At 64.6% G+C, this 22,615-nt stretch carries 23 protein-coding genes; 12 read left to right on the top strand and 11 right to left on the bottom strand.

Annotated elements, in window-relative coordinates; all coding sequences use genetic code 11:
• The first annotated feature begins 1 nt into the window (after position 1).
• Both KQI12_RS09160 and KQI12_RS09155 read left to right on the top strand, forming a co-directional pair.
• Positions 2–724, top strand: coding sequence for a glutamate synthase (locus KQI12_RS09160; RefSeq protein WP_216572707.1), 723 nt, complete (start codon positions 2–4; stop codon positions 722–724).
• A 138-nt stretch (positions 725–862) separates the two neighbouring features.
• Complete coding sequence (locus KQI12_RS09155) at positions 863–2,464, top strand: CTP synthase (protein ID WP_216572704.1); 1,602 nt, start codon at positions 863–865, stop codon at positions 2,462–2,464.
• An 83-nt stretch (positions 2,465–2,547) separates the two neighbouring features.
• Here the strand turns inward: KQI12_RS09155 and KQI12_RS09150 are convergent, their stop codons facing one another.
• The 5 genes from KQI12_RS09150 to KQI12_RS09130 all read right to left on the bottom strand — a co-directional run bounded on the left by KQI12_RS09150 (position 2,548) and on the right by KQI12_RS09130 (position 7,422).
• Positions 2,548–3,831, bottom strand: coding sequence for an O-acetylhomoserine aminocarboxypropyltransferase/cysteine synthase family protein (locus KQI12_RS09150; RefSeq protein WP_216572702.1), 1,284 nt, complete (start codon positions 3,829–3,831; stop codon positions 2,548–2,550).
• A gap of 85 nt (positions 3,832–3,916) precedes the next feature.
• Positions 3,917–4,837 carry a GerMN domain-containing protein gene (locus KQI12_RS09145; protein WP_216572700.1) on the bottom strand — a complete coding sequence of 307 codons (921 nt, stop codon included), beginning with the start codon at positions 4,835–4,837 and terminating at the stop codon, positions 3,917–3,919.
• The gene (locus tag KQI12_RS12805; protein WP_216572694.1) at positions 4,834–6,276 is read right to left on the bottom strand and encodes a HAMP domain-containing sensor histidine kinase; all 1,443 of its coding nucleotides are present in this window, start codon (positions 6,274–6,276) and stop codon (positions 4,834–4,836) included. The genes KQI12_RS09145 and KQI12_RS12805 overlap by 4 nt, the downstream gene beginning before the upstream one ends.
• Positions 6,277–6,316: 40 nt before the next feature.
• Complete coding sequence (locus tag KQI12_RS09135; RefSeq protein ID WP_216572692.1) at positions 6,317–7,000, bottom strand: response regulator transcription factor; 684 nt, start codon at positions 6,998–7,000, stop codon at positions 6,317–6,319.
• Positions 6,997–7,422, bottom strand: coding sequence for a helix-hairpin-helix domain-containing protein (locus KQI12_RS09130; RefSeq protein WP_216572690.1), 426 nt, complete (start codon positions 7,420–7,422; stop codon positions 6,997–6,999). The genes KQI12_RS09135 and KQI12_RS09130 overlap by 4 nt, the downstream gene beginning before the upstream one ends.
• A 132-nt stretch (positions 7,423–7,554) precedes the next feature.
• On the opposite strand from KQI12_RS09130, the gene KQI12_RS09125 reads away from it, so the two are divergent.
• A complete protein-coding gene (locus tag KQI12_RS09125; RefSeq protein WP_216572687.1) occupies positions 7,555–8,988 on the top strand; it encodes a D-alanyl-D-alanine carboxypeptidase family protein in 1,434 nt (477 codons plus the stop codon).
• Between the two features lie 57 nt (positions 8,989–9,045).
• Here the strand turns inward: KQI12_RS09125 and ispE are convergent, their stop codons facing one another.
• Genes ispE through KQI12_RS09105 form a run of 4 tightly spaced genes read right to left on the bottom strand, consistent with a single transcriptional unit; the run spans position 9,046 to position 12,892 of the window.
• A complete protein-coding gene (gene ispE / locus KQI12_RS09120) occupies positions 9,046–9,909 on the bottom strand; it encodes a 4-(cytidine 5'-diphospho)-2-C-methyl-D-erythritol kinase (RefSeq protein WP_216572686.1) in 864 nt (287 codons plus the stop codon).
• A 14-nt stretch (positions 9,910–9,923) separates the two neighbouring features.
• Positions 9,924–11,198 carry a DUF1015 domain-containing protein gene (locus KQI12_RS09115; protein WP_216572679.1) on the bottom strand — a complete coding sequence of 425 codons (1,275 nt, stop codon included), beginning with the start codon at positions 11,196–11,198 and terminating at the stop codon, positions 9,924–9,926.
• Between the two features lie 27 nt (positions 11,199–11,225).
• Positions 11,226–12,416 (bottom strand): aminotransferase class I/II-fold pyridoxal phosphate-dependent enzyme, encoded by a 1,191-nt coding sequence (locus KQI12_RS09110; RefSeq protein ID WP_216572677.1) that lies wholly within the window; start codon positions 12,414–12,416, stop codon positions 11,226–11,228.
• Entirely contained in the window at positions 12,413–12,892 is a 480-nt protein-coding gene (locus tag KQI12_RS09105; protein ID WP_216572675.1) for an Lrp/AsnC family transcriptional regulator, read from the bottom strand. The genes KQI12_RS09110 and KQI12_RS09105 overlap by 4 nt, the downstream gene beginning before the upstream one ends.
• Positions 12,893–13,205: 313 nt before the next feature.
• Between KQI12_RS09105 and KQI12_RS09100 the strand changes: the two genes are divergently transcribed.
• From KQI12_RS09100 to KQI12_RS09060, 9 genes are read left to right on the top strand one after another with little or no spacing between them, the layout of a single operon-like run.
• On the top strand, positions 13,206–13,529 hold the full coding sequence (locus KQI12_RS09100) for a hypothetical protein (RefSeq protein WP_216572673.1): 324 nt from the start codon (positions 13,206–13,208) through the stop codon (positions 13,527–13,529).
• Entirely contained in the window at positions 13,526–14,566 is a 1,041-nt protein-coding gene (locus KQI12_RS09095) for a V-type ATPase subunit (RefSeq protein WP_216572671.1), read from the top strand. Before KQI12_RS09100 ends, KQI12_RS09095 begins: the two co-directional genes overlap by 4 nt.
• A gap of 54 nt (positions 14,567–14,620) precedes the next feature.
• Positions 14,621–16,537: a V-type ATP synthase subunit I gene (locus KQI12_RS09090; RefSeq protein WP_253290949.1), complete on the top strand. Its 1,917-nt coding sequence runs from the start codon at positions 14,621–14,623 to the stop codon at positions 16,535–16,537.
• 19 nt (positions 16,538–16,556) lie between these two features.
• Positions 16,557–16,988: an ATP synthase subunit C gene (locus KQI12_RS09085; RefSeq protein WP_216572667.1), complete on the top strand. Its 432-nt coding sequence runs from the start codon at positions 16,557–16,559 to the stop codon at positions 16,986–16,988.
• A 17-nt stretch (positions 16,989–17,005) separates the two neighbouring features.
• On the top strand, positions 17,006–17,314 hold the full coding sequence (locus tag KQI12_RS09080) for a V-type ATP synthase subunit F (protein ID WP_216572666.1): 309 nt from the start codon (positions 17,006–17,008) through the stop codon (positions 17,312–17,314).
• 35 nt (positions 17,315–17,349) lie between these two features.
• The gene (locus tag KQI12_RS09075) at positions 17,350–17,991 is read left to right on the top strand and encodes a V-type ATP synthase subunit E (protein ID WP_216572665.1); all 642 of its coding nucleotides are present in this window, start codon (positions 17,350–17,352) and stop codon (positions 17,989–17,991) included.
• Positions 17,988–19,748 (top strand): V-type ATP synthase subunit A, encoded by a 1,761-nt coding sequence (locus KQI12_RS09070; RefSeq protein WP_216572664.1) that lies wholly within the window; start codon positions 17,988–17,990, stop codon positions 19,746–19,748. Before KQI12_RS09075 ends, KQI12_RS09070 begins: the two co-directional genes overlap by 4 nt.
• 47 nt (positions 19,749–19,795) lie before the next feature.
• On the top strand, positions 19,796–21,199 hold the full coding sequence (locus tag KQI12_RS09065) for a V-type ATP synthase subunit B (RefSeq protein ID WP_216572663.1): 1,404 nt from the start codon (positions 19,796–19,798) through the stop codon (positions 21,197–21,199).
• Positions 21,200–21,228: 29 nt separating this feature from the next.
• Positions 21,229–21,855 (top strand): V-type ATP synthase subunit D, encoded by a 627-nt coding sequence (locus tag KQI12_RS09060; protein ID WP_216572658.1) that lies wholly within the window; start codon positions 21,229–21,231, stop codon positions 21,853–21,855.
• A gap of 206 nt (positions 21,856–22,061) precedes the next feature.
• On the opposite strand, the gene KQI12_RS09055 is transcribed toward KQI12_RS09060, so the two are convergent.
• The gene (locus KQI12_RS09055) at positions 22,062–22,283 is read right to left on the bottom strand and encodes a hypothetical protein (protein ID WP_216572656.1); all 222 of its coding nucleotides are present in this window, start codon (positions 22,281–22,283) and stop codon (positions 22,062–22,064) included.
• Positions 22,270–22,614 (bottom strand): hypothetical protein, encoded by a 345-nt coding sequence (locus KQI12_RS09050; protein WP_216572654.1) that lies wholly within the window; start codon positions 22,612–22,614, stop codon positions 22,270–22,272. The genes KQI12_RS09055 and KQI12_RS09050 overlap by 14 nt, the downstream gene beginning before the upstream one ends.
• Between the last annotated feature and the right edge of the window lies 1 nt (position 22,615).

Below are 22,615 nucleotides of genomic sequence, written 5' to 3'. Positions count from 1 at the left end.
CATGGTCATCCAAGCGAAAAACCTGCTCAGCCCACAGCTCAACGAATACATCCGGGCCAGCGCGGATAGGGATATCGAGGTGGACGCCCTCTTCGGCCAGCGGTATCTGGCCTGCGGCTCCTCCGGACGGCATTTCATCCTCCGTGGCACCCCCGGCAACGGCCTGGGGCAATACCTCAACGGCTCCACGGTGGAGGTCTACGGCAACTGTCAGGAGGCCGTTGGCGACACGATGAACGAGGGCACCATCGTCATCCACGGCAGCTGCGGCGATGCCTGCGGCTATGCCATGCGGGGCGGTTCGATCTTCATCGAAGGCAATGTGGGCTACCGGGCGGGCATCCATATGAAGTCCTATCTGGACAAGGCGCCCCTGCTGGTGGTGGGCGGCACAGCCGGCTCCTTCCTGGGCGAATACCAGGCCGGTGGCACCATCGTGGTCCTGGATCTGGATGGCACCGGCACCCCCGTGGGCAACTTCTGCGGCATGGGCATGTACGGCGGCAAGATCTTCCTCCGGGGAGATCGTCTCCCCGCCCTGCCCGACCGGCTCCTGGTCCGGGAGGCCGACGCGGCCGACCGGGCGGAGCTCTCCCCCATCCTGGCCCAGTTCTGCGACCGATTCGGCTTGGATCAGGCGAAGGTAGAGGACGCTCCCTTCCATGTCCTCACCCCCGACAGCGCCAATCCTTACCGCCAGCTCTATGTGACGAATATCGTCTGACCTCAGCACCATCCGGCGTGGGAGCTTCCCCACCGGATGGTTTGCATGTCGATCCGATCCGACATGTGTTTCAGATATGGAAGCATTGGACAAGCGCTCCGGGATATCCCCGGAGACGTGGATGCAGAGGAGGTTCTTATGGCAAAGTATATTTTCGTGACCGGCGGCGTGGTGTCCGGCTTGGGCAAGGGGATCACCGCCGCCTCCCTGGGGCGTCTGCTGAAGGCCCGCGGCCTGAAGGTGGCGGCACAGAAGCTGGATCCCTATATCAATGTGGACCCCGGTACCATGAGTCCCTACCAGCACGGAGAGGTCTACGTCACGGAGGACGGCGCCGAGACCGATCTGGACCTGGGCCATTATGAGCGCTTCATCGACGAGGATCTGAACAAGTACTCCAATCTGACCACCGGAAAGGTCTACTGGAACGTGCTGAACAAGGAGCGCCGGGGCGAGTATCTGGGCTCCACCGTCCAGGTGATCCCCCACATCACCAATGAGATCAAGGATTTCGTCTACCGGGTGGGCAAGCAGACCGATGCCGACGTGGTGATCACCGAGATCGGCGGCACCATCGGCGACATCGAGTCTCAGCCCTTCATCGAGGCCGTCCGCCAGATCTCGCTGGAGGTGGGCCGGGAGAACAGCCTCTTCATCCATGTGACTCTGGTCCCCTTCCTGCGGGGCTCCGATGAACACAAGTCCAAGCCCACCCAGCACTCCGTCAAGGAACTCCAGGGCATGGGCATCAATCCCAACTTCGTGGTCCTTCGGTGCGATGAGCCGCTGGAGCCCTCCATCTTCCAGAAGATCGCGCTGTTCTGCAACGTGAAGCCCGACTGCGTCATCGAGAACATCACGCTCCCCTGTCTGTATGAGGCCCCCCTGATGCTGGAGGAGTCCCACTTCTCCGACCTGGTGTGCCGGGAGCTGGGCCTGGACGCCCCCAAGCCCGATCTGACCGAGTGGGCCGCCATGGTGGACCAGATCAAGAACGCCCAGCGTTCTGTGACCATCGGCCTGGTGGGCAAGTACGTCCAGCTCCACGATGCCTATCTCTCTGTAGCCGAGGCTCTGCGTCATGCGGGCTTCGCCCAGGGGGCCCAGGTGGAGATCCAGTGGATCGACTCCGAGGGCATCACCGCCGACTCCGCCGACGCGCTTCTGGGCGGCCTGGACGGCATCATCGTCCCCGGCGGCTTCGGCCAGCGGGGCATCGACGGCATGATCCTGGCGGCCAAGTACGCCCGGGAGCACCAGGTGCCCTACTTCGGCATCTGTCTGGGGATGCAGATCGCCGTCATCGAGTTCGCCCGCCATGTGGCCGGCATCGCCGACGCCGATTCCGGTGAGTTCAATGAGATCTGCAAGCACAAGGTCATCGACTTCATGCCCGGCCAGAGCGATGAGATCGACAAGGGCGGCACCCTTCGGCTGGGGGCTTATCCCTGCGCCGTCCAGCCCGGCACCACACTGGAGCGGTGCTACGGCCAGAGCCAGATCTCCGAACGTCACCGCCACCGCTATGAGTTCAACAACGAGTACCGGGAGGCCCTGACCGCCGCCGGCCTGACCCTCTCCGGCCTGTCCCCCGACGGGCGGCTGGTGGAGACGGTGGAGCTGACCGACCGTCCCTTCTATGTGGGCGTCCAGTACCACCCGGAATTCAAGAGCCGTCCCAACCGCCCCCATCCTCTGTTCCGGGCCTTCATCGCCGCCGCACTGGGATCGCGCGGATAAAAACGATCCATTCCGCAAAAGGAGCGGCTCCCGCCGATCGGGAGCCGCTCCTTTTTCACGTGTTCATGATCTTCCTCTCGTCATCACACCCGCTGGAGGGCCTTCTCCAGGTCGGCCAGGATGTCGCCGATGTCCTCGATGCCCACGGAGAGGCGGACCAGGTCGGGGGCTACGCCGGCGGCCCGGAGCTCCTCGTCGTTCATCTGGCGGTGGGTGGAGGAGGCGGGATGGAGCACGCAGGTCTTGGCATCCGCCACATGGGTGGCGATGGAGGCCAGTTCCAGACCGCCCATGAAGGCCTCCGCCGCCTTGCGGCCGCCCTTCACACCGAAGGAGACCACACCGCAGGTGCCGTTGGGCATATACTTCCTGGCCCGCTCGTAGTACTTGTCGCCGGGGAGGCCAGGATAGCTGACCCAGGCCACCTTCTCATGGCTCTGGAGGAACTTGGCCGCCGCCAGAGCGTTGGCACAGTGACGAGGCATCCGCAGATGCAGAGTCTCCAGCCCCACGTTCAGCAGGTAGGAATTCATGGGGGCGGGGATGGAGCCGAAGTCCCGCATGAGCTGGGCCGTGGCCTTGGTGATATAGGCACCGCCCAGGCCGAAGCGCTCCGTGTAGGTCACGCCATGGTAGCTCTCGTCCGGGGTGCAGAGGCCGGGGAACTTGTCAGGATACTGGGTCCAGTCGAACTTGCCGGAGTCCACGATCGCGCCGCCCACAGCGTTGGCGTGGCCGTCCATATACTTGGTGGTGGAGTGGATCACGATGTCCGCGCCGTGCTCGAAGGGGCGGCAGTTCACAGGAGTGGCGAAGGTGTTGTCCACGATCAGGGGCACGCCGTGGGCGTGGGCCGCCTTGGAGAACTTGTCGAAATCCAGCACCGCCAGCGCCGGGTTGGCGATGGTCTCGCCGAACACCGCCTTGGTGTTGGGCCGGAAGGCGGCGTCCAGCTCCTCCGGTGTGCAGTCCGGGTCCACGAAGGTGAACTCGATGCCCATCCGCTTCATGGTCACGGCGAAGAGGTTATAGGTGCCGCCGTAGATCGTAGAGGAGGAGACCACATGGTCCCCGCAGGAGCAGATGTTGAAGATGGAGTAGAAGGAGGCCGCCTGACCGGAGGAGGTCAGCATGGCGGCGGTCCCGCCCTCCAGACCGCAGATCTTGGCGGCCACACTGTCGTTGGTGGGATTCTGGAGCCGGGTATAGAAGTACCCGCTCTCCTCCAGGTCGAAGAGGCGGCCCATGGCCTCGCTGCTCTCATAGCGGAAGGTGGTGGACTGGATGATGGGGATGTTCCGGGGCTCGCCATTGCCGGGGCGGTAGCCCCCGTGGATGCACTGAGTATCGAAGCTCTGGTCGTTCATATCAGTTCTCTCCCTTATCTTATCTTTCATTCTGATCTATTTGCAGGCCCGGTCCCGGGAAGGGGCCCAGCCGTACAAAGCGGGTCTAGTCCTCCTGCTCCAGCGTCAGGTCCGGGGCCAGAGGCTGGCCCAGTCCGTCGGGCAGGTCGATGGGCTGGCCGTCCGCCCGGAGCTGGACCGCGTCCACGGTGTCGATGCTCCCGGCCAGGGTGTTCACGATGGCGTAGACCACCAGACGGAGCCGGCTCCGGTCCCCCTCCAGCGCGGTCAGGGCGTCGGTGGGCAGGCTCACATAGCACACGCGGTCCTCCACCACCACGTCCAGGAGCTGGGTGTCCGCCGGCAGGACTGCCTGGAGGCTATCGTACTGGGGACCGGACAGCAGGGCCTCCATGACGGCCCGGCTCAGGGTGTCCTCCTCCGACAGGAGCAGGCGGCGGTACTCCACTCCAAGCCCCTTCCCGGCAGCCCGCGGGAACCAGAGCGTGGCGGTGACGGCCACCGGCTCCCCCTCGGAGCCGGTGAGCACCACGTCCTCCGCCCGGAGCTGCTCGGCGGCCTGGGGGAGCGCCTCTCCCGCCACGGTGATGGACACCGCATCCACCCCCTCCGCCTGGCACAGCGTCAGGGCCAGACAGGAGTTGGCGATCGTCAGGTCGATGCCGGACAGGGCCTCATAGGCCTCGGAGAAGTCCAGAGAGAGGCACCCCTCCTCCAGCTTCCAGCTTCGCAGGGACAGGTCCTCCGGGAAGGGGGACACCAGTCCCGGCTCCGCGGGCCCCGCCAGGAGCTGGTCCAGCAGGCCCTGGACCGGTTCGCTGCCCGCCTCCGGGACCCACAGCTCCCCGGCCACGGCGGTGCCGGTCTCATCGTCCCGCGCCGCGAAATAGACCTCATAGCTCTCTGCCCGCCTCTGCTGGTCCATGGTGTTCTTCATCACGCACCCGGCGGTCCCGGCCAGGGACAGCAGCGCCAGCAGGAGGGGCCCTGCGCGTCGTCTCCTCATGGCGTCTCCTCCTTCCCGCACCGGGGGAAGCGGACCTCGAAGCAGGTCCCCTCCGGCTCCCGGCGGCGGGCCTCCACGGTGCCGCCGTTCTGGCACACCGCGTCCCGCACGATCGACAGACCCAGTCCGGTGCCGCCGGCCTCTCGGGAGCGGGCCTTGTCCACCCGGTAGAACCGGTCGAAGATCTTGGGCAGATCCTCCTCCGGGATGCCGACGCCGGTGTCCTCCACCCGCAGGACCACCTGGTCCCCCTCGGTGGAGAGCTCCACCCGCACCCGGCCGCCGGGCAGGTCATACTTCACCGCGTTCTCCATCAGGTTGAACGCGATCTGATACAGGTCGTCCTCCGTGGAGCGGACCACACAGTCCGTCCCCAGCTCCAGCTCCACCGTCACGTCCACCGCCGCCGCCAGCGGTGCCAGCATATGCTCCACCTTGCGGATGACCCGGGCCACATCCACCGGGGCCACGTTCCGAGGCGGGGCGGTGTCCATGCGGGTGAGGGTCAGGAGCTTTTCGGTGATCCGGGTCAGGCGCTCGGCCTCGTCCCCGATGTCGGAGACGAACTCCCGGGCCGTGTCCGGGTCCATGTCCCCGTTCTGGAGGATGGAGTCGGTCAGGAGCCGGATCGACGCCAGCGGGGTCTTGAGCTCATGGGAGGCGTCGGAGACGAAGCGCCGCCGGACCTCCTCCGTGGTCTGGAGCCGGTCGGTGAGCTCATTGAACTCCCCCGCCAGCAGGGCCAGCTCGTCCCCGCCGGCCATGGTGACCCGGTGGCTGTACTCGCCCTCCCGCACGGAGCGGATGCCCCGGAGCAGGACGGCGATCCGCCGGGTGACGGCCTTGGAGATCAGCACGCTGAACGCCAAGGCCGCCACGCACACCACGATGGAGATGTTGCGCAGGTTGCTCTGGAGGTCCCGGAGCATCTCCGCCTGCTGGCGGTCGTATTCATAGAGGTATACCGCCCCCTGCGTCATCCCCCGGTAGAGGATCGGCGCGGCGGCCCTAGAGCGGAAGGCCCCGTCCCGATACTCGGAGCGGAACACGTCGTTTCCCTTCAGGGCGCTGACCACCTCCCACAGGAGGGCATAACGGTCCCTGGCGTTGTCCACCTCACTGGTGTCGTAGAGGACCTTCCCGCTGGGGTCAGTGACCAGGACCCGGTCCAGACTGGTGACGCCCAGTTTGGTCAGATTGGCCTCCACCCCCTCGGCGGTGAGGCCCTCGCCCCCGGCCAGCGTGGAGGTGATGATGTCCGCCTGCCGCCAGAGGGCGTCCTGCTTGGACTGGAACACCAGATCCTCGGAGGTGACGATCGGATAGATGTTCAAAAAGAGCAGCAGGGCCGCGATCAGCGCCCCGAAGCTCAGGATGAACCGGCTCTGGAGGGAGCGCCAGAAGGGCACCCACTTCTCCGTCTCAGAGGCTCCGGACACCCGGCTCCCCCCTTTCCTGTCCTGCCCGCCCGGATCCCGGTCAGGCGTTCTTCAGATAGTAGCCCACGCCCCACTTGGTGAGGATGTACACCGGATGGGCCGGGTCCAGCTCCAGCTTCTCCCGCAGGCGGCGGACATGGACGTCCACCGTCCGGTAGTCCCCGGCGTACTCATAGCCCCAGACCACGTTGAGCAGGTTCTCCCGGCTGTACACCCGGCCCGGGTTGCGCATGAGCAGCTCCATCAGGTCGAACTCCTTGGCGGTCAGGTCCACCGGCTCCTCGCCCTTCCACACGGAGCGCTCGTTGGGATCCAGGGTGATGTGCCCCACGGTGAGCCGGCCGTTCTCCTCTTTCCGGGCCGCCATGCCGGCCCGGCGCAGGAGGGCCCGGACCCGGGCCTTCAGCTCCAGGATATTGAAGGGCTTGGTGATATAGTCGTCCGCCCCGCACTCGAAGCCCACGATCTTGTCCGCATCCTCACTGCGGGCCGTGAGCATGATGATGGGCACATTGGAGAACTCCCGGATCCGCATACAGGCCTGGAGCCCGTCGATCTTGGGCATCATCAGGTCCAGGATGATCAGATCGAAGGCTCCGCTCCGGGCCAGCTCCACGGCGGCCTCGCCGTCATAGGCAGTCTCCACCTGATAACCCTCGCTCTGGAGGTTGAACTTGATGCCCTTGACCAGCACCTTCTCGTCGTCTACCACTAATATCTTCATGGTGTGTCCTCTTCTCCTACTGTGATATGGCTGATGCACTGCTCCAGGATGCCCTCCCCGATGCCGGGCACCCGCGTCAGATCCTCCGGGATGCGGAAAGGCCCGTTCTTCTCCCGGTCCTCCACGATGGCCTCGGCTCTGGCCGCCCCGATCCCAGGCAGCCTCTGGAGCTCCTCCGCGTCTGCGGTGTTGATGTCGGTGCGGTCCGTTCCGGCGGGCGCGCCGCTCTCCGCAGGGCACGGCGTCTCTGCCGGCGGGGACGAAGAAGGCTCCGGGAGCAGGAGCTCCTGTTCCGCCGCCCGCTCCACCTGGATGCGGACCGGGCCGTCGTCCTGCCGGCCCCGTGCCAGCCAGCCCACAGAGAAGGCCAGGAAGGCGGCCGTCAGGACCAGGGCCGCCAGCTCGAAGCGGGAGATCTTCATGTTCCGATCTGCTCCTTTCCATTGCGGTTGCATGGGGCGCGTTTCTTTGCTATAATGGCATTTACATCGGTCGTCCGGCTGGGCCGGACCGCGATACAGAGACAGTATATCACAAATATGGGGAGTTTCCTAATGAAAAAACGACATATCCCTTCCTTCCTGCTGACCGCTTCCCTGCTGGCCTCCACCGTCCTTCCCTTCTCCGCTGCCGCCACCGGGGAGAGCGCCGCTCCCTCCGCCTCCCCCGCCGTGGAGGAGCCTGCGGCCGCGCCCCAGACGCAGCAGCAGAGCGCGCTCCTGGCCTCCATGCACATCGAGGCCACTTCCGCTATCCTTGTGGATGACGACACTGGCGAGATCCTCTATGACCAGGACTCCCACGCCAAGGTCTACCCCGCCTCCATCACCAAGGTGATGACCTCTCTGCTGATGCTGGAGTCCATCGCCAAAGGGGAGCACAAGCTGGACGAGACCATCACCGTAGGCGACCAGGTCGACTACGGCATCGGCGAGGGCGGTTCCACCGCCGGGATCAAGGCCGGGGAACAGCTCACCATCCACGACCTGCTGGCTGCCGCTCTGATCCCCTCCGCCAACGAGGCCTGCAATGCCATGGCCCAGATCATCGCCGGCGACGTGCCCTCCTTCGTGGACCTCATGGACCAGCGCGCCAAGGAGTTGGGCATGGAGGACACCCACTTCGCAAACCCCCACGGCTACCACGATCCGGAGCACTACACCTCCGCCCACGACATCTATCGGATGGCTCATGAGGCCATGAAGGATCCCACTTTCCGGGAGCTGGTCAGTTCCGTGTCCTACCAGATCCCCGCCACCAACCTGAACGACGCCCGCACCCTCCACTCCACCAACGCGCTGGTGTCCACCTGGCGGGTCCGGGACTACTGGTATCAGTACGCCACCGGCATCAAGACCGGCTCCACCCCGGAGGCCGGCCACTGTCTGGTCTCTGCCGCCTCCAAGAACGACCGGAACCTCATCGCCGTGGTCATGGGCGCCGCCAATTATACGGAGAACAAGGACACCAACTATTTCACCGAGAGCAAGCGTTTGCTGGAATTCGGCTTCAACAACTTCTCCCGGCAGACCATCCTGGAGGGGAGCAGCATGGACTTCCCCGAGGTGGGCGTCTCCCTGTCCTCTGATATGGATCATGTGACGGTCCAGCCCGCCGGGTCCATCGAGGCCACGCTCCCCACCGACATCGATGTGAGCGCCTTCCAGCGGGAGATCGACCTGCCTGAGACTGTAGAGGCTCCGGTGGAGCAGGGCCAGAAGCTGGGCACCGTCACCCTCACCTACAACGGGCAGAGTTACGGTCAGACCGACCTGCTGGCCACCCACAGTGTGGAACGCTCTGAGCTCCTCTACCGGCTGGACCAGATCCAGAAGTTCTTCGACCAGCTTTGGGTGAAGCTGGTCCTGGCCGCCCTCGCGGTCCTTCTGGTGGTCCTGCTGATCCGCCGTCTGGCGGGCGGAGGCCGCTATGGCCGGCGCTCCGGCGGAGCCCGCCGCACCCGATATTCCGGCCGCCGCAGACGCTGACCACAGCCTGATAGGCGCAAAAAATATCCACCGTTTCGGTCGAAACGGTGGATATTTTTATACGGTCACGGTCAGGAACGTCTGCTCATAGCTCTTCCGCAGGGCGTGGCAGGCCCTCCACGCCTTCACGATGTCATCATAGAGGCCGAACACAGTGGGACCGGTGCCGCTCATGCAGGCGCCCAGCGCCCCGTGCTGGAGCAGGATATCTTTGATCTCCGCCACCGTGCTCCCCTGGTTCCGGGGCAGGACGTCCTCGAACACGTTGTACATCCGTCGGGCCACGCCCAGCACATCCCCCCGCTCCAGGGCCTTGAGCATCCCCTTGGTGTCGGGGTGACAGCTGATCTTCATCCCGTCGATCCGCTCGAAGAGCTCCGGGGTGGAGATGCTGAAATGGGGCTTGCAGATCACCACGAAGCACCAGGGCAGAGCAGGCAGAGGGGTCAGGCGCTCGCCCCGGCCCTCGGCCAGCGCGGTGCCGCCCAGCACGCAGTAGGGCACATCGGAGCCCACATCGGCCCCGATCTCGGCCAGCCTCTCCCGGGGATACCCCAGCTTCCACGCCTCGTTCAGGGCACGCAGGACGGCGGCGGCATCCGAGCTCCCGCCGCCCATGCCGGCGCAGACCGGGATGGCCTTGTCCAGCCGGATCCGCAGACCGTCGCTGTCCCGCCACGCCTCGTCGCAGAGGCGGATGGCGGCGGCGGCGGCCAGATTGTTCCTGCCGGATGGCAGGAAATCCAGATCCGAGCGGACCTTGATGCCCTTGCCGCCCTCCTCCCGCTCGATGGTCACAGTATCGCACAGGGCCACGGACTGCATGACCATGCACAGGTCATGGTAGCCGTCCTCCCGCCGGCCCAGTACATCCAAAGTCAGGTTCAGCTTGGCCCTGGCTTCCGTCACGATCGGTGTCATCCAGACGCCTCCTCTCAGCGGATCTTCCGCGCTTCCAGATAGAAGCGCTTGTCCTGGGCCTCTCCCATAGAGAAGGTCTTGCGGGGCAGAGCTCCGTCATGGAGCACCGCCGGGAGGAGCCTCGTCTTGTCCAGCGCCGGCATGAGGAACGCCAGATCCCCCGGACGGGCGGCCAGACGCCGGGCCACCTCGGTGCCGTGGATATAGTCGATCCGACCGCCTGCGTGCTGGACATAGTCGTCCAGGAAGGGCTGGAGGGTCCCCGCCTCCAGTTCAGAGGCGGGATGGGGCACGGTGACGCAGCCCTCGCCTCCGGCGTGGACATAGCGGAGCACATGGCCCTCCCCCTCGCCGTAGTGGGCTCCGGGATAATAGCGCGCCAGCGCGGCCAGCACCTCGCTGGGCTCCACGCCGAAGAGCACCCGGTGGACCGGCTCGAACTCCAGGCTCTCGTCCTGGAGGCTGGTCAGCTCCACCAGCGCGTACCGGGAGAGGATATGGTCCCACTGCTCCGGCGGCAGATGACGCTTCTGCCGCTCATAGCACTCCTTGGCCGTGGCCAGAGAGTGGTTGCCGTCCCCCACCGCCAGGGCGATATCGTCTTCGCCGCCATAGCGGGCCCGGAAGGTCTCCGGAGCGGTGATGGCCCGCAGGAGCCGGGCGGTCTCCGCCAGCTCCGCCTCTCCCAGACGCCAGCCCCGAATCCGACCGCCGCCCTCCATCAGGTCGAAATCGTACAGGAGCTCCATCTCCCCGGTCCGGCCCGCCAGGAAGCCCATGAGGCGGTCCTCCGGGTCGTCCATCAGGAGCATGGCGTGAGGGAGCTCCAGCGGCGCGTTCTTCCGCACCGCCACCCGGGGCGGGATCCGGGAGAGCACCACGCCCTCCGTGGCCCGCACCGGAGCGGAGGATCCTGGCTCATAGTCATAGGCCTCCAGGTCCACCTTGCCGATCAGGCCCCGGCGGGTCCTGCCATTGCTCAGGCCCCGCTCCACATAGACCATGGCCCCCTCCAGCGTACGGAAGCGGTCCTCCCGCAGATAGTGGGTCATGGTGTTGTTGACCTCCACGATATCGGTCTCCACGCTGGGGCCGTCCAGACAGCTCTCCGGCAGGATGAGCCGGAGCGTGGAGGGCGCGCCCCCCACGAAGTCCGACACCCTCTGCCAGTACTCCGGCTGAGAGGTATATTGATCGCAGGCCACCACGGCCCACTTCTGATAGTCGCACTCCCGGGGGAGCAGGATATCCGCAGGGGTGAATACGAGTCCACTGAAGTCGGCTGTCATGGGGCATCCCTCCCGATCCTTGTTCGCTCAGTCCCCGGCCTTGCCCTGCTTCTTGCGCAGGTTGGTGAGGAAATTGTCCATACGGGTCAGGGCCTCGGCCAGGTCCTTCATGGACGCGGCGTAGCAGCAGCGCACGAAGCCCTCGCCGCCGGGTCCGAAGGCCGCGCCGGAGATCACCGCCACCTTCTCCTCCAGCAGGAAACGCTCGCAGAACTCATCGGAGGACAGGCCGGTGGATCTGATGCAGGGGAACACATAGAAGGCGCCCTTGGGCTCGAAGCATTCCAGGCCGATCCGACGCAGGCCCTCCACCAGATAGCGTCGGCGGCCGTCGTACTCGTCCCGCATCTTCTCGATGTCCTCATCGCCGTTTCGCATGGCCTCGATGGCAGCATACTGGCTCATCGTGGGGGCGGACATGATGCCGAACTGGTGGAGCTTGGTCATCTGGGCGATGATCTCCTTGGGACCCGCGGCATAGCCCAGACGCCAGCCCGTCATGGAGTAGGCCTTGGAGAAGCCGTTGATCACGATGGTCCGGTCGTGGAGCTCTGGGATGTTGGCCGGGGACACATGGTGCTGGCCATAGGTGAGCTCCGCGTAGATCTCATCGGAGAGGAGCATGATGTTGGTGTCCTTCAGGACCGGCACTAGGGCCTCCAGGTCCGCACGCTCCATGATGCCGCCAGTGGGGTTGGAGGGGAAGGGCAGGACCACCGCCTTGGTCCTGTCGGTGATGACGCTCTTGAGCTGCTCCGGGCTGATCCGGAACTCATTGTCTGCCTTCAGCTCCAGATAGACGGGCTTGCCGCCGGCCATCTCGATTAGAGGGCCGTAGCACACGAAGGAGGGCACAGGCACGACGATCTCGTCGCCGGGGTCCGTCAGACAGCGGATGGCCAGGTCGATGCCCTCACTGCCGCCCACGGTGACCAGGAGCTGGTCAGAGAAACGGTAGTGCAGGTCGAAGCGCCGCTCCAGATAGGCGGCGATCTCCCGGCGGAGCTCGGCCATGCCGGCGTTGGCGGTATACTTGGTATAGCCCTTCTCCAGAGAGTAGATGCCCGCGTCACGAATGTGCCAGGGGGTCTGGAAATCGGGCTCGCCGATGCCCAGAGAGATGGCGTCCTTCATCTCCTCCAGGATGTCGAAGAACTTGCGGATACCGGAGGGCTTCACGCCCTGGATCCGTTGACAGAGGATATCATCATAATTCATGAGAAGATCAGCTCCCTCTCCTGCTTCTCGGGTTTCTCGAAGATCAGGTGTTTTTCTTTGTATTTCTTCAGGATGAAATGGGTGGCGGTGCCGGTGACGCCGTCGATGGTGGCCAGACGCTGGCCCACGAACTGGGCCACATCCTGGAGACTGCGGCCGGAGATGATGACGGTCAGGTCGAAGGAGCCGGACATGAGGTACATGCTCTCCACCTCATCATACTGATAGATCCGCTCGGCGATCCGGTCGAAGCCGTCGTTGCGCTGGGGCATGACCTTGACCTCGATCAGGGCGGTCACGGCCTCCCGCTTCACCCGGTCCCAGTCGATGATGGCCTGATAGCCCAGGATCGTCTTGTCCTCCTCATATTCCTTGATGGCCTTATCCACTTCCTCGTTCGTCATGCCGGCCAGCGAGGCGAGCTGCTCGTGCGTGAGGGTGCAGTCCTCTTCCAGGAGCTGAAGCAATTTTTTCATGCTGTTCTCCTCCATTCTTGTCTTGGATCTCACGTCCCCTGTCCCAGACAGGCGGACGGTCTTCTGTTGGCTATTCGTTCATTATAACGGTTCCACCATATGACCGCAAGAGCCATTCGCCAAACTTTTCCCGATCAGACCAGCGTGTCCGCAGATCTGTGCCGTTACGCTCGTCTGTTTTTAGGCATCCTGTTGAAAAAATTCCCATCTTTTTCGTCAAGATACCAATAGAAACCCCCTCCGGCGGGTGCTATCATTGGATAGCATCCGTCCGCTCCGGCGGACGATACTGACACAGGACGGAGGGATCCGGATGGAATACATCGATCTCGTGGAGCGTATCGTGGCCGCCGAGCATCAGGCCAGCGCTCTGGCTAGAGAGGCGAAGGAGAAGGAGGCCTCTCTGGAGACCGACCTGGCCCGGGAGAGCGCGGAGCTCCACGACCGCTACATGGAGCGGGCCCGCCGCCGGATCTCTCTGGTGGAGGCCGAGGAAGCCCAGCGGGCCGAGAAGGCCATCGCCGCTCTGGACCAGCGGCTCTCCCGGTCCATGGCCGCTCTGGAGCGTGCCTATGAGACCGACCGGGACGCCTGGGTCGAGGCCCTCTTCACCAAGATCACAGGCGGTACGCCATGATCCGGGCCCTGATGGACTACGGCGCACTGTCCGCCAAAGCCAAGGCCATGTACGGCCGGCGTCTGCGCCTCTCCGACTTCCGGCGGATGGCCGCTCTCCACAGCGAGGCGGAACTGCTGGACTACCTCAAGAGCCATCCCGCCTGGCAGGCCAGCGCCGCTCAGCTCTCCGGCGGCATCTACATCGGCCGGGTGGAGCTGGAGCAGGCCCTCTGGAGCCAGCTCCGGACCGACTATCAGAAGCTCCTCCACTTCGTCCCCCGGGCGGACGAGCCCCTCCTGTCCTTCCCCATCCTGCTCCGGGAACAGAGGGCCATCCTCTCCGCTCTCCGGAGGCTCAAGTCCGGGCGGTCCGCCCCGGCCGGCCTCCCTCCCTCCATCACCGGGAGCCGTCTGGACCTCGAGGCGCTGGCCCGCTGTGACCGCTTCGAGGATCTGGCCGCGGCGGCGGCGTACACCATCTATGCCGACGCCCTCCGGCAGATCCAGCCCCGGGAGGCCGGCGCCCTTCCCAGCTACACTGCGGCGGAGCACCTCCTGCGGACGGTGTGCTTCTCTCACATCTACCGGACCATCGACAAGCTCAGCCGCGGCCAGGTCCGTTCCTCTCTCCTGCGCACCTATGGCGAGCAGATCGACTGGATCGATCTGACCGCCCTCCTGCGGCTCAAGGCCTATTTCCCGGGAGAGATCGACCCGATGTCGGTGCTCTTCCCGCTGCGGTACAAGCTCCGTCCGGAGTGGATGCGGGCTCTGTGGGCCGCTCCTGACCTGTCCGCCGCTCTGGCCCTCCTCCGGGACGGCCCCTATCCCGCGGCGGCCGGCGTCTCCGATGTGGAGGCTCTGGAGGATGCCGGCCGCCGGTCCTTCTGCCAGCTGGAGCGGCGGATCCTGATGTCCGGCCCTCCATCCGTCTGTTCCGCAGTGGCTTATCTGTGCCTGAAGGAGCTGGAGCTCCACGCGCTGGTGAGCCTGATCGAATCCGTGAAATATGGCGTCCCATATGATATTTCCCTCGCCGAGTGCTTCGGTGAGTGATCTCGTGATGGCTCTGTCCACCCGAAAGGAGATGATCGGATGTCTGTCGTCCCTATGAAGCTGGTCACACTGACCGGCCCGATCGGTCAGTTCGACCCGCTGGCCGCCGCCTGTGTCCTGGACCGGGAGTTCCACCCGGAGCACGCGCTCTCCATCCTGGATCGGGCGGGCCGTCTGCGCCCCTTCGTCTGGTCCGACCCCTATGCCCCCCTCCTGCGCCGGGCGGAGGATCTGCTGGACGCCCTGCACCTGTCCCCGGCCTATGCCCCCTTCGAGGGCAAGCCGAATCTGGAGGCCGTCACCGCCTATCTGGACAGCCTCGCCCAGTCCCTATCCGACCTGGATGCCCGCCGGGACCGCCAGCAGGCGCTCATGGATGGAGACCGGACCATCGCCGGAGAGCTGGAGAACCTGCGGAGCCTATCCACCGAACTGAGCCAGCTCTGGAATCTGGAGTACGTCCGGTTCCGCTACGGCTGGCTCCCACGGGAGACCTATGACAGCTTTCGGGCCTCTCTGGAGGAGGCGCCTGACCTCTTCTTCGTCCCCACAGATCTGGGTCCCCGCCGGGCATACGGCATCTACTTCACCACTCGGAACGGTCTGGAGAAGGCTGACGCCCTCTTCAACTCCCTCCACTTCACCGCGGTCCGGCTGGACCATACGGTCCACGGCACCCCCGGGCAGGCGATCGATGAGTTCACCTCTCTGGCCGCCAAAGCCGAGGACGCCCTCCAGTCCATCGAGGACGAGCGGGCTGCCCTGGCCGTCAAGGAAGAGCCAAAGCTCCAGTCGGTATGCTCCTCCCTCCGTTATCACAGCGGACTGCGGGATCTGCGCCGGTATGCCGCCTGCTCCAAAGAGAGCTTCTACCTGACTGGTTGGATGCCGGAGGACGCTGTGCCCGAGCTGGAACAGCGGCTGGCCCAGTTTCCGGACTGCTCCTTCGTGGCCGACGCCCCCCAGGACCTGCCCGTCGGCGTCAAGCCGCCCACCAAGCTGAAGAACTCCTTCCTTGGCCGGGTGTTTCGGCCCTTTCTGGAGATGTACGGTCTGCCCGACTACCACGAGCTGGACCCTTCCTCGTTCATGGCTTTGACCTACTGTCTCTTCTTCGGCATCATGTTCGGCGATCTTGGTCAGGGTCTGGGCCTGGCCCTGATCGGTCTGGTGCTGACCAAGTGGAAAAAGATGTGGCTGGGCGGCATCATCACCCTCTGCGGCCTCTCCGGCGCTCTGTTCGGGTGCGTCTACGGAAGCGTGTTCGGCTTTGAGGACATCCTGCCCGGCTTCAAGATCATGGAGGAGAGCACGCTCCTCCCCGGCTCCAGCAACGTCCTGCTCCTCCTGCTCCTGTCGGTGGCGCTTGGCGTGGCCATGCTCCTGCTGGCCATGGTGCTGAACATCATCAACGGCGTCCGTCAGCATGACTTCGAGAAGATCCTCTTCGGCCCCAACGGCGCGGCCGGGATCCTGTTCTACGGTGGGATCATCACGGCGGCAGTGTCCACACTGGTCCTGAAGGTCGACCTCTTCGTCCCCGCCTATGTGATCCCGGTGCTGGTGTTCCCCCTGCTGTGCATCCTTCTGCGGGAGCCCCTGTCCCTTCTGGCCGCCGGAGATCCCGGCTGGAAGAAGGTCAAGCTCTCTGAGGTGCTGGGCACCGGCTTCTTCGAACTTTTCGAGACCCTGCTCTCTTATCTGACCAACACGCTGTCCTTCATGCGGGTGGGCGCCTATGCCATCACCCATGTGGGCCTGATGATGGTGGTGCGGATGCTGGCCGGGTCGGGATCAGATCCCATCGTCATCATCCTGGGCAATCTCTTCGTCATGGGCTTCGAGGGGCTCCTGGTGGGCATCCAGGTGCTCCGTCTGGAGTTCTACGAGCTCTTCGGCCGCTTCTATGCCGACGGCGGCGTGCCCTTCCAGCCCAAAACGATCCACTACGACGCGCACAGCGGAAACTGAGAATCGGAGGTATCCTTCCATGAAGTATCTGATCGTCCTGTTCGCCAGTCTGGCGATGTTCTCCCCCCTGTTCCTGGCCGGCATCCGCCGGTACACCGGCCGCCGGGCCAAGCGGGCCCTGGGGACCAACATCGCCTCCTTCTTCCTCTGTCTGGCTCTGGCCGCCGCCCTGGGCATCGGGGGCAGCGCCTCCGCCGCCGCTGTCCCCGCCGAGACCGCGGAAGCCGCGGCGGCTGGCATCGCTGAGGGCCTGAAGTACATCGGCGCGGCGCTGGCCGTGGGCCTGTCCGGCATCGGCGGCGGCATCGCCGTAGCCGCCTCCGCCTCTGCCGCGCTGGGCGCCATCTCGGAGAACGACAAGGCCTTCGGCAAGGCGCTGATCTTCGTAGGTCTGGCGGAGGGCGTGGCCCTGTACGGCCTGATCGTGGCCCTCCTGCTCCTGTTCTCCTGAGCCGCAGGAGCGTCCCTATGCGATATTTCGTCATCACCGACAGCACCGATACACTGGTGGGCCTCCGGCTGGCCGGGATCGAAGGTGTGGTGGTCCGGGAGGACGGCCCCGCCCGACGGGCCATCCAGGCCGCCGCGGAGGACCCGGACACCGGCATCCTCCTGATCAGCGAGGGACTGGCCGCCCGATGCGCTGACCTGATCGGTCCCATGAAGCTGTCGGGACACCGGCCGCTGGTGGTAGAGATCCCTGACCGCCACAGCACCGGCCGCTCCCATGATTCCATCACCCGCTATATCCGGGAGGCCATCGGCGTGAAGCTGTGACCCCGCCGTCATCCCGATCCACGGAGGATACTGCCATGCCTGAACTTTCCAAAAAACTGGACCGTTTCACCTCCCTCCTGCTCTCTCAGGCCTCGGCCGAGACAGAGCAGACCATGGAGGCCCTGAAGGCCAAGCACGACGCGGCCCTGTCCGCCGCTGAGGACCAGGTCCTGCTGGAGGCCTATGGATACATCCATCGGGAGGTCGCCCGGATCCGCACGGAGCAGGGCCGGAAGGTCTCCCGCCGCCTGCTGGAAAACAAGCAGGCCCTCTACCGCCGCCGGGAGGCGATCGCCGGCGAGGTGTTCGCCCTGGTGCGGGAACGGGTGGCGGCCTTCACCGCGTCCCCGGAGTATCCCCGCCAGCTGGCCGCCCTTCTGACCGAGGCCGCCGACCAGCTCCCCGGCGCGGAGGATCTGATCCTCTATCTGCGGCCGGAGGACCTTCCTCTGGCGGACCGGCTCCGGGAGGCGCTCCCCAGCCGGAGCCTCCAGGTCCGGGAGGGCGAGCTCCGGCTGGGCGGACTGATCCTGGGATCCCAGTCCCTCCGCCGCCGTCTGGACGCCTCCTACGATACCGCCGCCGAGGAGCTCCGGGGGCACTTCGCCAGTCTGGTGGGCCTGTCTCTGGCGGACGGCCCTGACGCGGACACTGTGGAAGGAGGCGCGCAGGCATGAGCGGTCATATCTACGGCATCAACGGCCCGGTGGTCACAGTGAAGGACGCCCCGGAGCTGGCCATGATGGACATGGTCAATGTGGGCGAACTGGCCCTCATCGGCGAGGTGGTGGGCGTGGAGGGCGACACCGCCACCGTCCAGGTCTATGAGGACACCTCCGGCCTCACCGCCGGAGAGAAGGTGGTGGGACAGGGCGCCCCCATGTCCATCACGCTGGGCCCCGGCCTGCTGGACGACATCTTCGACGGCATCGCCCGTCCTTTGAAGGTGGTCGAGGCGGAGAGCGGCCCCTTCATCGGCCGCGGCCTAGCCATCCCCACGCTGGACCCGAAGCGCCTCTGGGACACCCAGATCCTGGTCCATGAGGGCGATATCCTCCAGCCCGGAGACTGCTATGCCCAATGTCAGGAGACGCCTCTGATCCTCCACCGCTGTCTGGTGCCCGCCGGTCTCTCCGGCACCGTCTCCAGGGTCCGCCCCGACGGGGCCTGCACCGTGGAGGACGTGCTGATGGAGCTCACGGACGAGCGGGGCCGGACCTATCCTTTGAAGCTGTCCCAGCGCTGGCCGATCCGCACCCCCCGCCCTATAGCGGAGCGTCTGCCGATCCACCGGCCCCTGATCACCGGACAGCGGATCATCGACACCCTCTTCCCCATCGGCAAGGGCGGTGCCGCCGCCATCCCCGGCCCCTTCGGCGCGGGCAAGACCATGACCCAGCACCAGCTGGCCAAGTGGTCCGACGCCGACATCATCGTCTATCTGGGCTGCGGCGAGCGGGGCAATGAGATGACCCAGGCCCTGGAGGAGTTCTCCGAGCTGCTGGACCCCAAGAGCCAGCAACCCCTCATGTGCCGCACCATCCTGATCGCCAATACCTCCAATATGCCGGTGGCCGCCCGGGAGGCATCTGTGTACACCGGCATGACCATCGCCGAGTACTACCGGGACATGGGCTATCACGTGGCCCTGATGGCCGACTCCACCTCCCGCTGGGCGGAGGCCCTGCGGGAGATCTCCGGCCGTCTGGAGGAGATGCCCGCCGAGGAGGGCTTCCCCGCCTATCTGGCCTCCCGGCTGGCGGAGTTCTACGAGCGGGCGGGCTATGTCCGCACCCTGGAGGGCAGAGAGGGCAGCGTCACTGTGATCGGCGCCGTCTCCCCCCAGGGCGGCGACTTTTCCGAGCCGGTCACTCAGAACACCAAGCGCTATGTCCGCACCTTCTGGGGCCTGGACCGGGCCCTGGCCTATGGGCGGCACTTTCCGTCCATCAACTGGCTCACCTCCTACTCGGAGTACATCGCCGACCTGAAGCCCTGGTACGACGCGCACGTGAGCCCCAAGTTCATGGAGGACCGCCAGCGGATCTTCACCCTCCTCCAGGAGGAGTCCCAGCTTCTGGAGATCGTGAAGCTGATCGGCGCGGACGTGCTCCCGGAGGACCAGAAGCTGACGCTGGAGACCGCCCGGCTGATCCGGGTGGGCTTCCTCCAGCAGAACGCCTACAACGCCATCGACACCTATGTGCCGCTGGAGAAGCAGTTCCGGATGATGGAGGTCATCCTGGCCCTCTACGATGGATCCAAAGCCCTGCTGGCCCGCTCGATCCCCCTGTCCCAGCTCCGGGCCACCGGCATCTTCGACCGGCTGTGCAAGATCAAGTACGAGGTGCCCAACGACAGTCTGGACCGCTTCCAGGGCTATGAGCAGGACGTGGCGGAAGCCCTGCGTCAGGTAGACGAGGCCAACCGCTGACCCGCCTTTTCCCCCCTTCCGCCGCAAACATAAGGAGCTGATGGAACATGAGACTGGAACATATCGGCCTTTCGGAGCTCTCCGGCTCCCTGATCGCGCTGGAAGGCGTGGAGGGCGCTGCCTATGACGAGACCGCCGAGATCACCCTCTCCAACGGCCAGCGCCGTCTGGGCCGGGTCATCCTCATCGAGGGGGACCGGGTGGTCCTCCAGGTGTTCGAGGGCACCCAGGGCATCTCCCTGCAAAACGCCCGCACCCACTTCACCGGCGAGCCCGTTCGCTTGTCTCTGTCCACCGAGATGCTGGGCCGGGTGTTCGACGGCACCGGCCGGCCCATCGACGGTCTGGGCGAGCTCTGCCCCGAGGAGCGCCGGAACGTGGACGGCTCCGCGATCGATCCGGTGTCCCGCCACTATCCCCGGGACTACATCGAGACCGGCATCTCCGCCATCGACTGCAGCATGACCCTGATCCGTGGCCAGAAGCTCCCTATCTTCTCCGGCTCGGGCATGAAGCACAACGAGCTGGCCGCTCAGATCGTCCGTCAGGCCAAGCTGGGCGGGAGCGAGGGCAATTTCGCCATCGTATTCGCCGCCATGGGCGTCAAGAACGACACCGCCGACTTTTTCCGGCGGAGCTTCGAGGAGGCCGGTGTGCTCCAGCGGGTGGTCATGTTCCGGAACCTGGCCTCCGACCCGATCATCGAGCGGATCCTGACCCCCCGCTGTGCCCTGACGGCGGCGGAGTATCTGGCCTTCGACAAAGGCTATCATGTGCTGGTCATCCTCACGGACATGACCTCCTACTGTGAGGCGGTCCGGGAGTTCTCCTCCTCCAAGGGCGAGATCCCCTCCCGGAAGGGCTTCCCCGCCTATCTGTACTCCGATCTGGCCTCCCTCTATGAGCGGGCGGGCATGATCCGGGGCCGCCCCGGCTCTGTGACCCAGGTGCCGATCCTCACCATGCCCAACGATGACATCACCCACCCGATCCCCGACCTGACCGGCTACATCACCGAGGGACAGATCGTGCTGGACCGGGACATGGACCAGAAGGGCCTCTATCCCCCCATCGCGATCCTCCCCTCCCTGTCCCGTCTGATGAAGGACGGCATCGGCGAGGGCTTCACCAGGGCGGACCACCCGGCTTTGTCCAACCAGCTCTTCGCCTCCTACTCCAAAGTGCAGGACGCCCGGAGCCTGGCCTCTGTCATCGGTGAGGACGAGCTCTCCGACACCGACCGGCAGTATCTGGCCTTCGGCAAAGCCTTCGAGCAGCAGTTCATCCGTCAGGACGCCTTCCAGCGCCGGAGCATGGACGAGACTCTGGATCTGGGCTGGAAGCTCCTCACCCTCCTGCCTAAGAGCGAGCTGGACCGAATCGATGACGCCGTGATCGACGCCCACTATGTGGAGGGCGCGTGGAAGTCTCTCCCCGGCATAGCCCCGTGATGGACCCCCAAGAAAGGAAGTGACGTCCCATGGCCGCGATCCTGCCCACCAAGGGCAACCTGATGGCCGCGAAGCGTTCCCGGGCCCTGGCCGTCACCGGCTACGACCTGATGGACCGCAAGCGGAACATCCTGATCCGGGAGATGATGTCTCTGATGGACACCGCCAAGGAGGTCCAGTCCCAGATCGACCGGGTGTTCACCGAGGCCTATGCCGCCCTCCAGCACGCCAACATCCGGCTGGGCATCTGCGGTCAGGTGGCCGAGGCCGTGGATGTGGATGACTCTCTGGAACTCCAGTACCGCTCCGTCATGGGCGTAGAGCTCCCCCATATCCCCGACCGTGGGGACCCTGTCCCGCCGGACTACGGCTTCGCCGATACCGGCGCCGCGCTGGACGACGCCTTCCTGAAATTCCGCCGGGTGAAGGCTCTAGTCCAGAAACAGGCGGAGGTGGAGACTTCCATCTACCGGCTGGCTGTGGCGATCCGTAAGACGCAGAAGCGGGCCAACGCCCTCCAGAACATCGTCATCCCCGGCCTGGACGGCACCATCCGTACCATCACCGACGCGCTGGAGGAGAAAGAGCGGGAGGAGTTCGTCCGCCTGAAGGTCATCAAGCGGACCAAGGCTGAACAGGATGCCCAAAAAGCCTGAATATGAGAAAACGTGCGGGGCCGAACGAATGCAGAGGCTCCATAAAACAGCATTTTGACCTGATAACAGAAAACCAGAACTGTCGGCTGGATCAGCTGCGCAGTTCTGGTTTTTCTGTTATCCGCAAGATATACCTAAGCAAATTCCTATTCCAATTCCTGTCACACTGTTTGATCCGTTTATAAAAACAACGCGCCAAAGAGGGATCAGTCCGTTTTTGACTTAGCGCATTTCCAAGTGATAGATGCAAGGATACCGCAGATCACAGCAGCTCCGATGAAGCCGGCTCTCGCAATATTGCTCAAATCCAAGAAGCCACTTCCTGTACCTGTAATAGCACAGGCGATCGCTAAAATGGTCATGAGCGCAAAAACAATACTAATAACTTTTAGAATAACACCTTTTTTCATGCGATCACGTTCCTTCATCAAACCGAACGTTTACAGGATACAGTGTGAGATCGCCCCCACCCTCCACCTTGTACCATTTATCCTTTTCGAGGGCGATCTTTTCTGTCACGCCATGTGTAATATACCCGATCATGTATCGCTCTCCTGTTTCAACATCAGTAAAGACTACATCGGTATCGCTATCGCCACTCACTTTTATAGTTCCCCAAAGTGGCTGTATTTGTTCTGTCTTTATTTTACCTTCGTCCTTTGGAAGAGTGACTATATGTTTTTTCTGGACACTGGAATCGATCAACAGCACGATCAGAAACACTGCTATCGCACACAGCCCCGAGCGCTTCATTTTCATC

Source organism: Pseudoflavonifractor sp. MSJ-37 (assembly GCF_018917965.1).
Taxonomy (GTDB): domain Bacteria; phylum Bacillota; class Clostridia; order Oscillospirales; family Oscillospiraceae; genus Pseudoflavonifractor_A.
The sequence above is the reverse complement of the archived record's forward strand: the minus strand, read 5'-3'. Positions and strand labels throughout refer to the sequence as shown.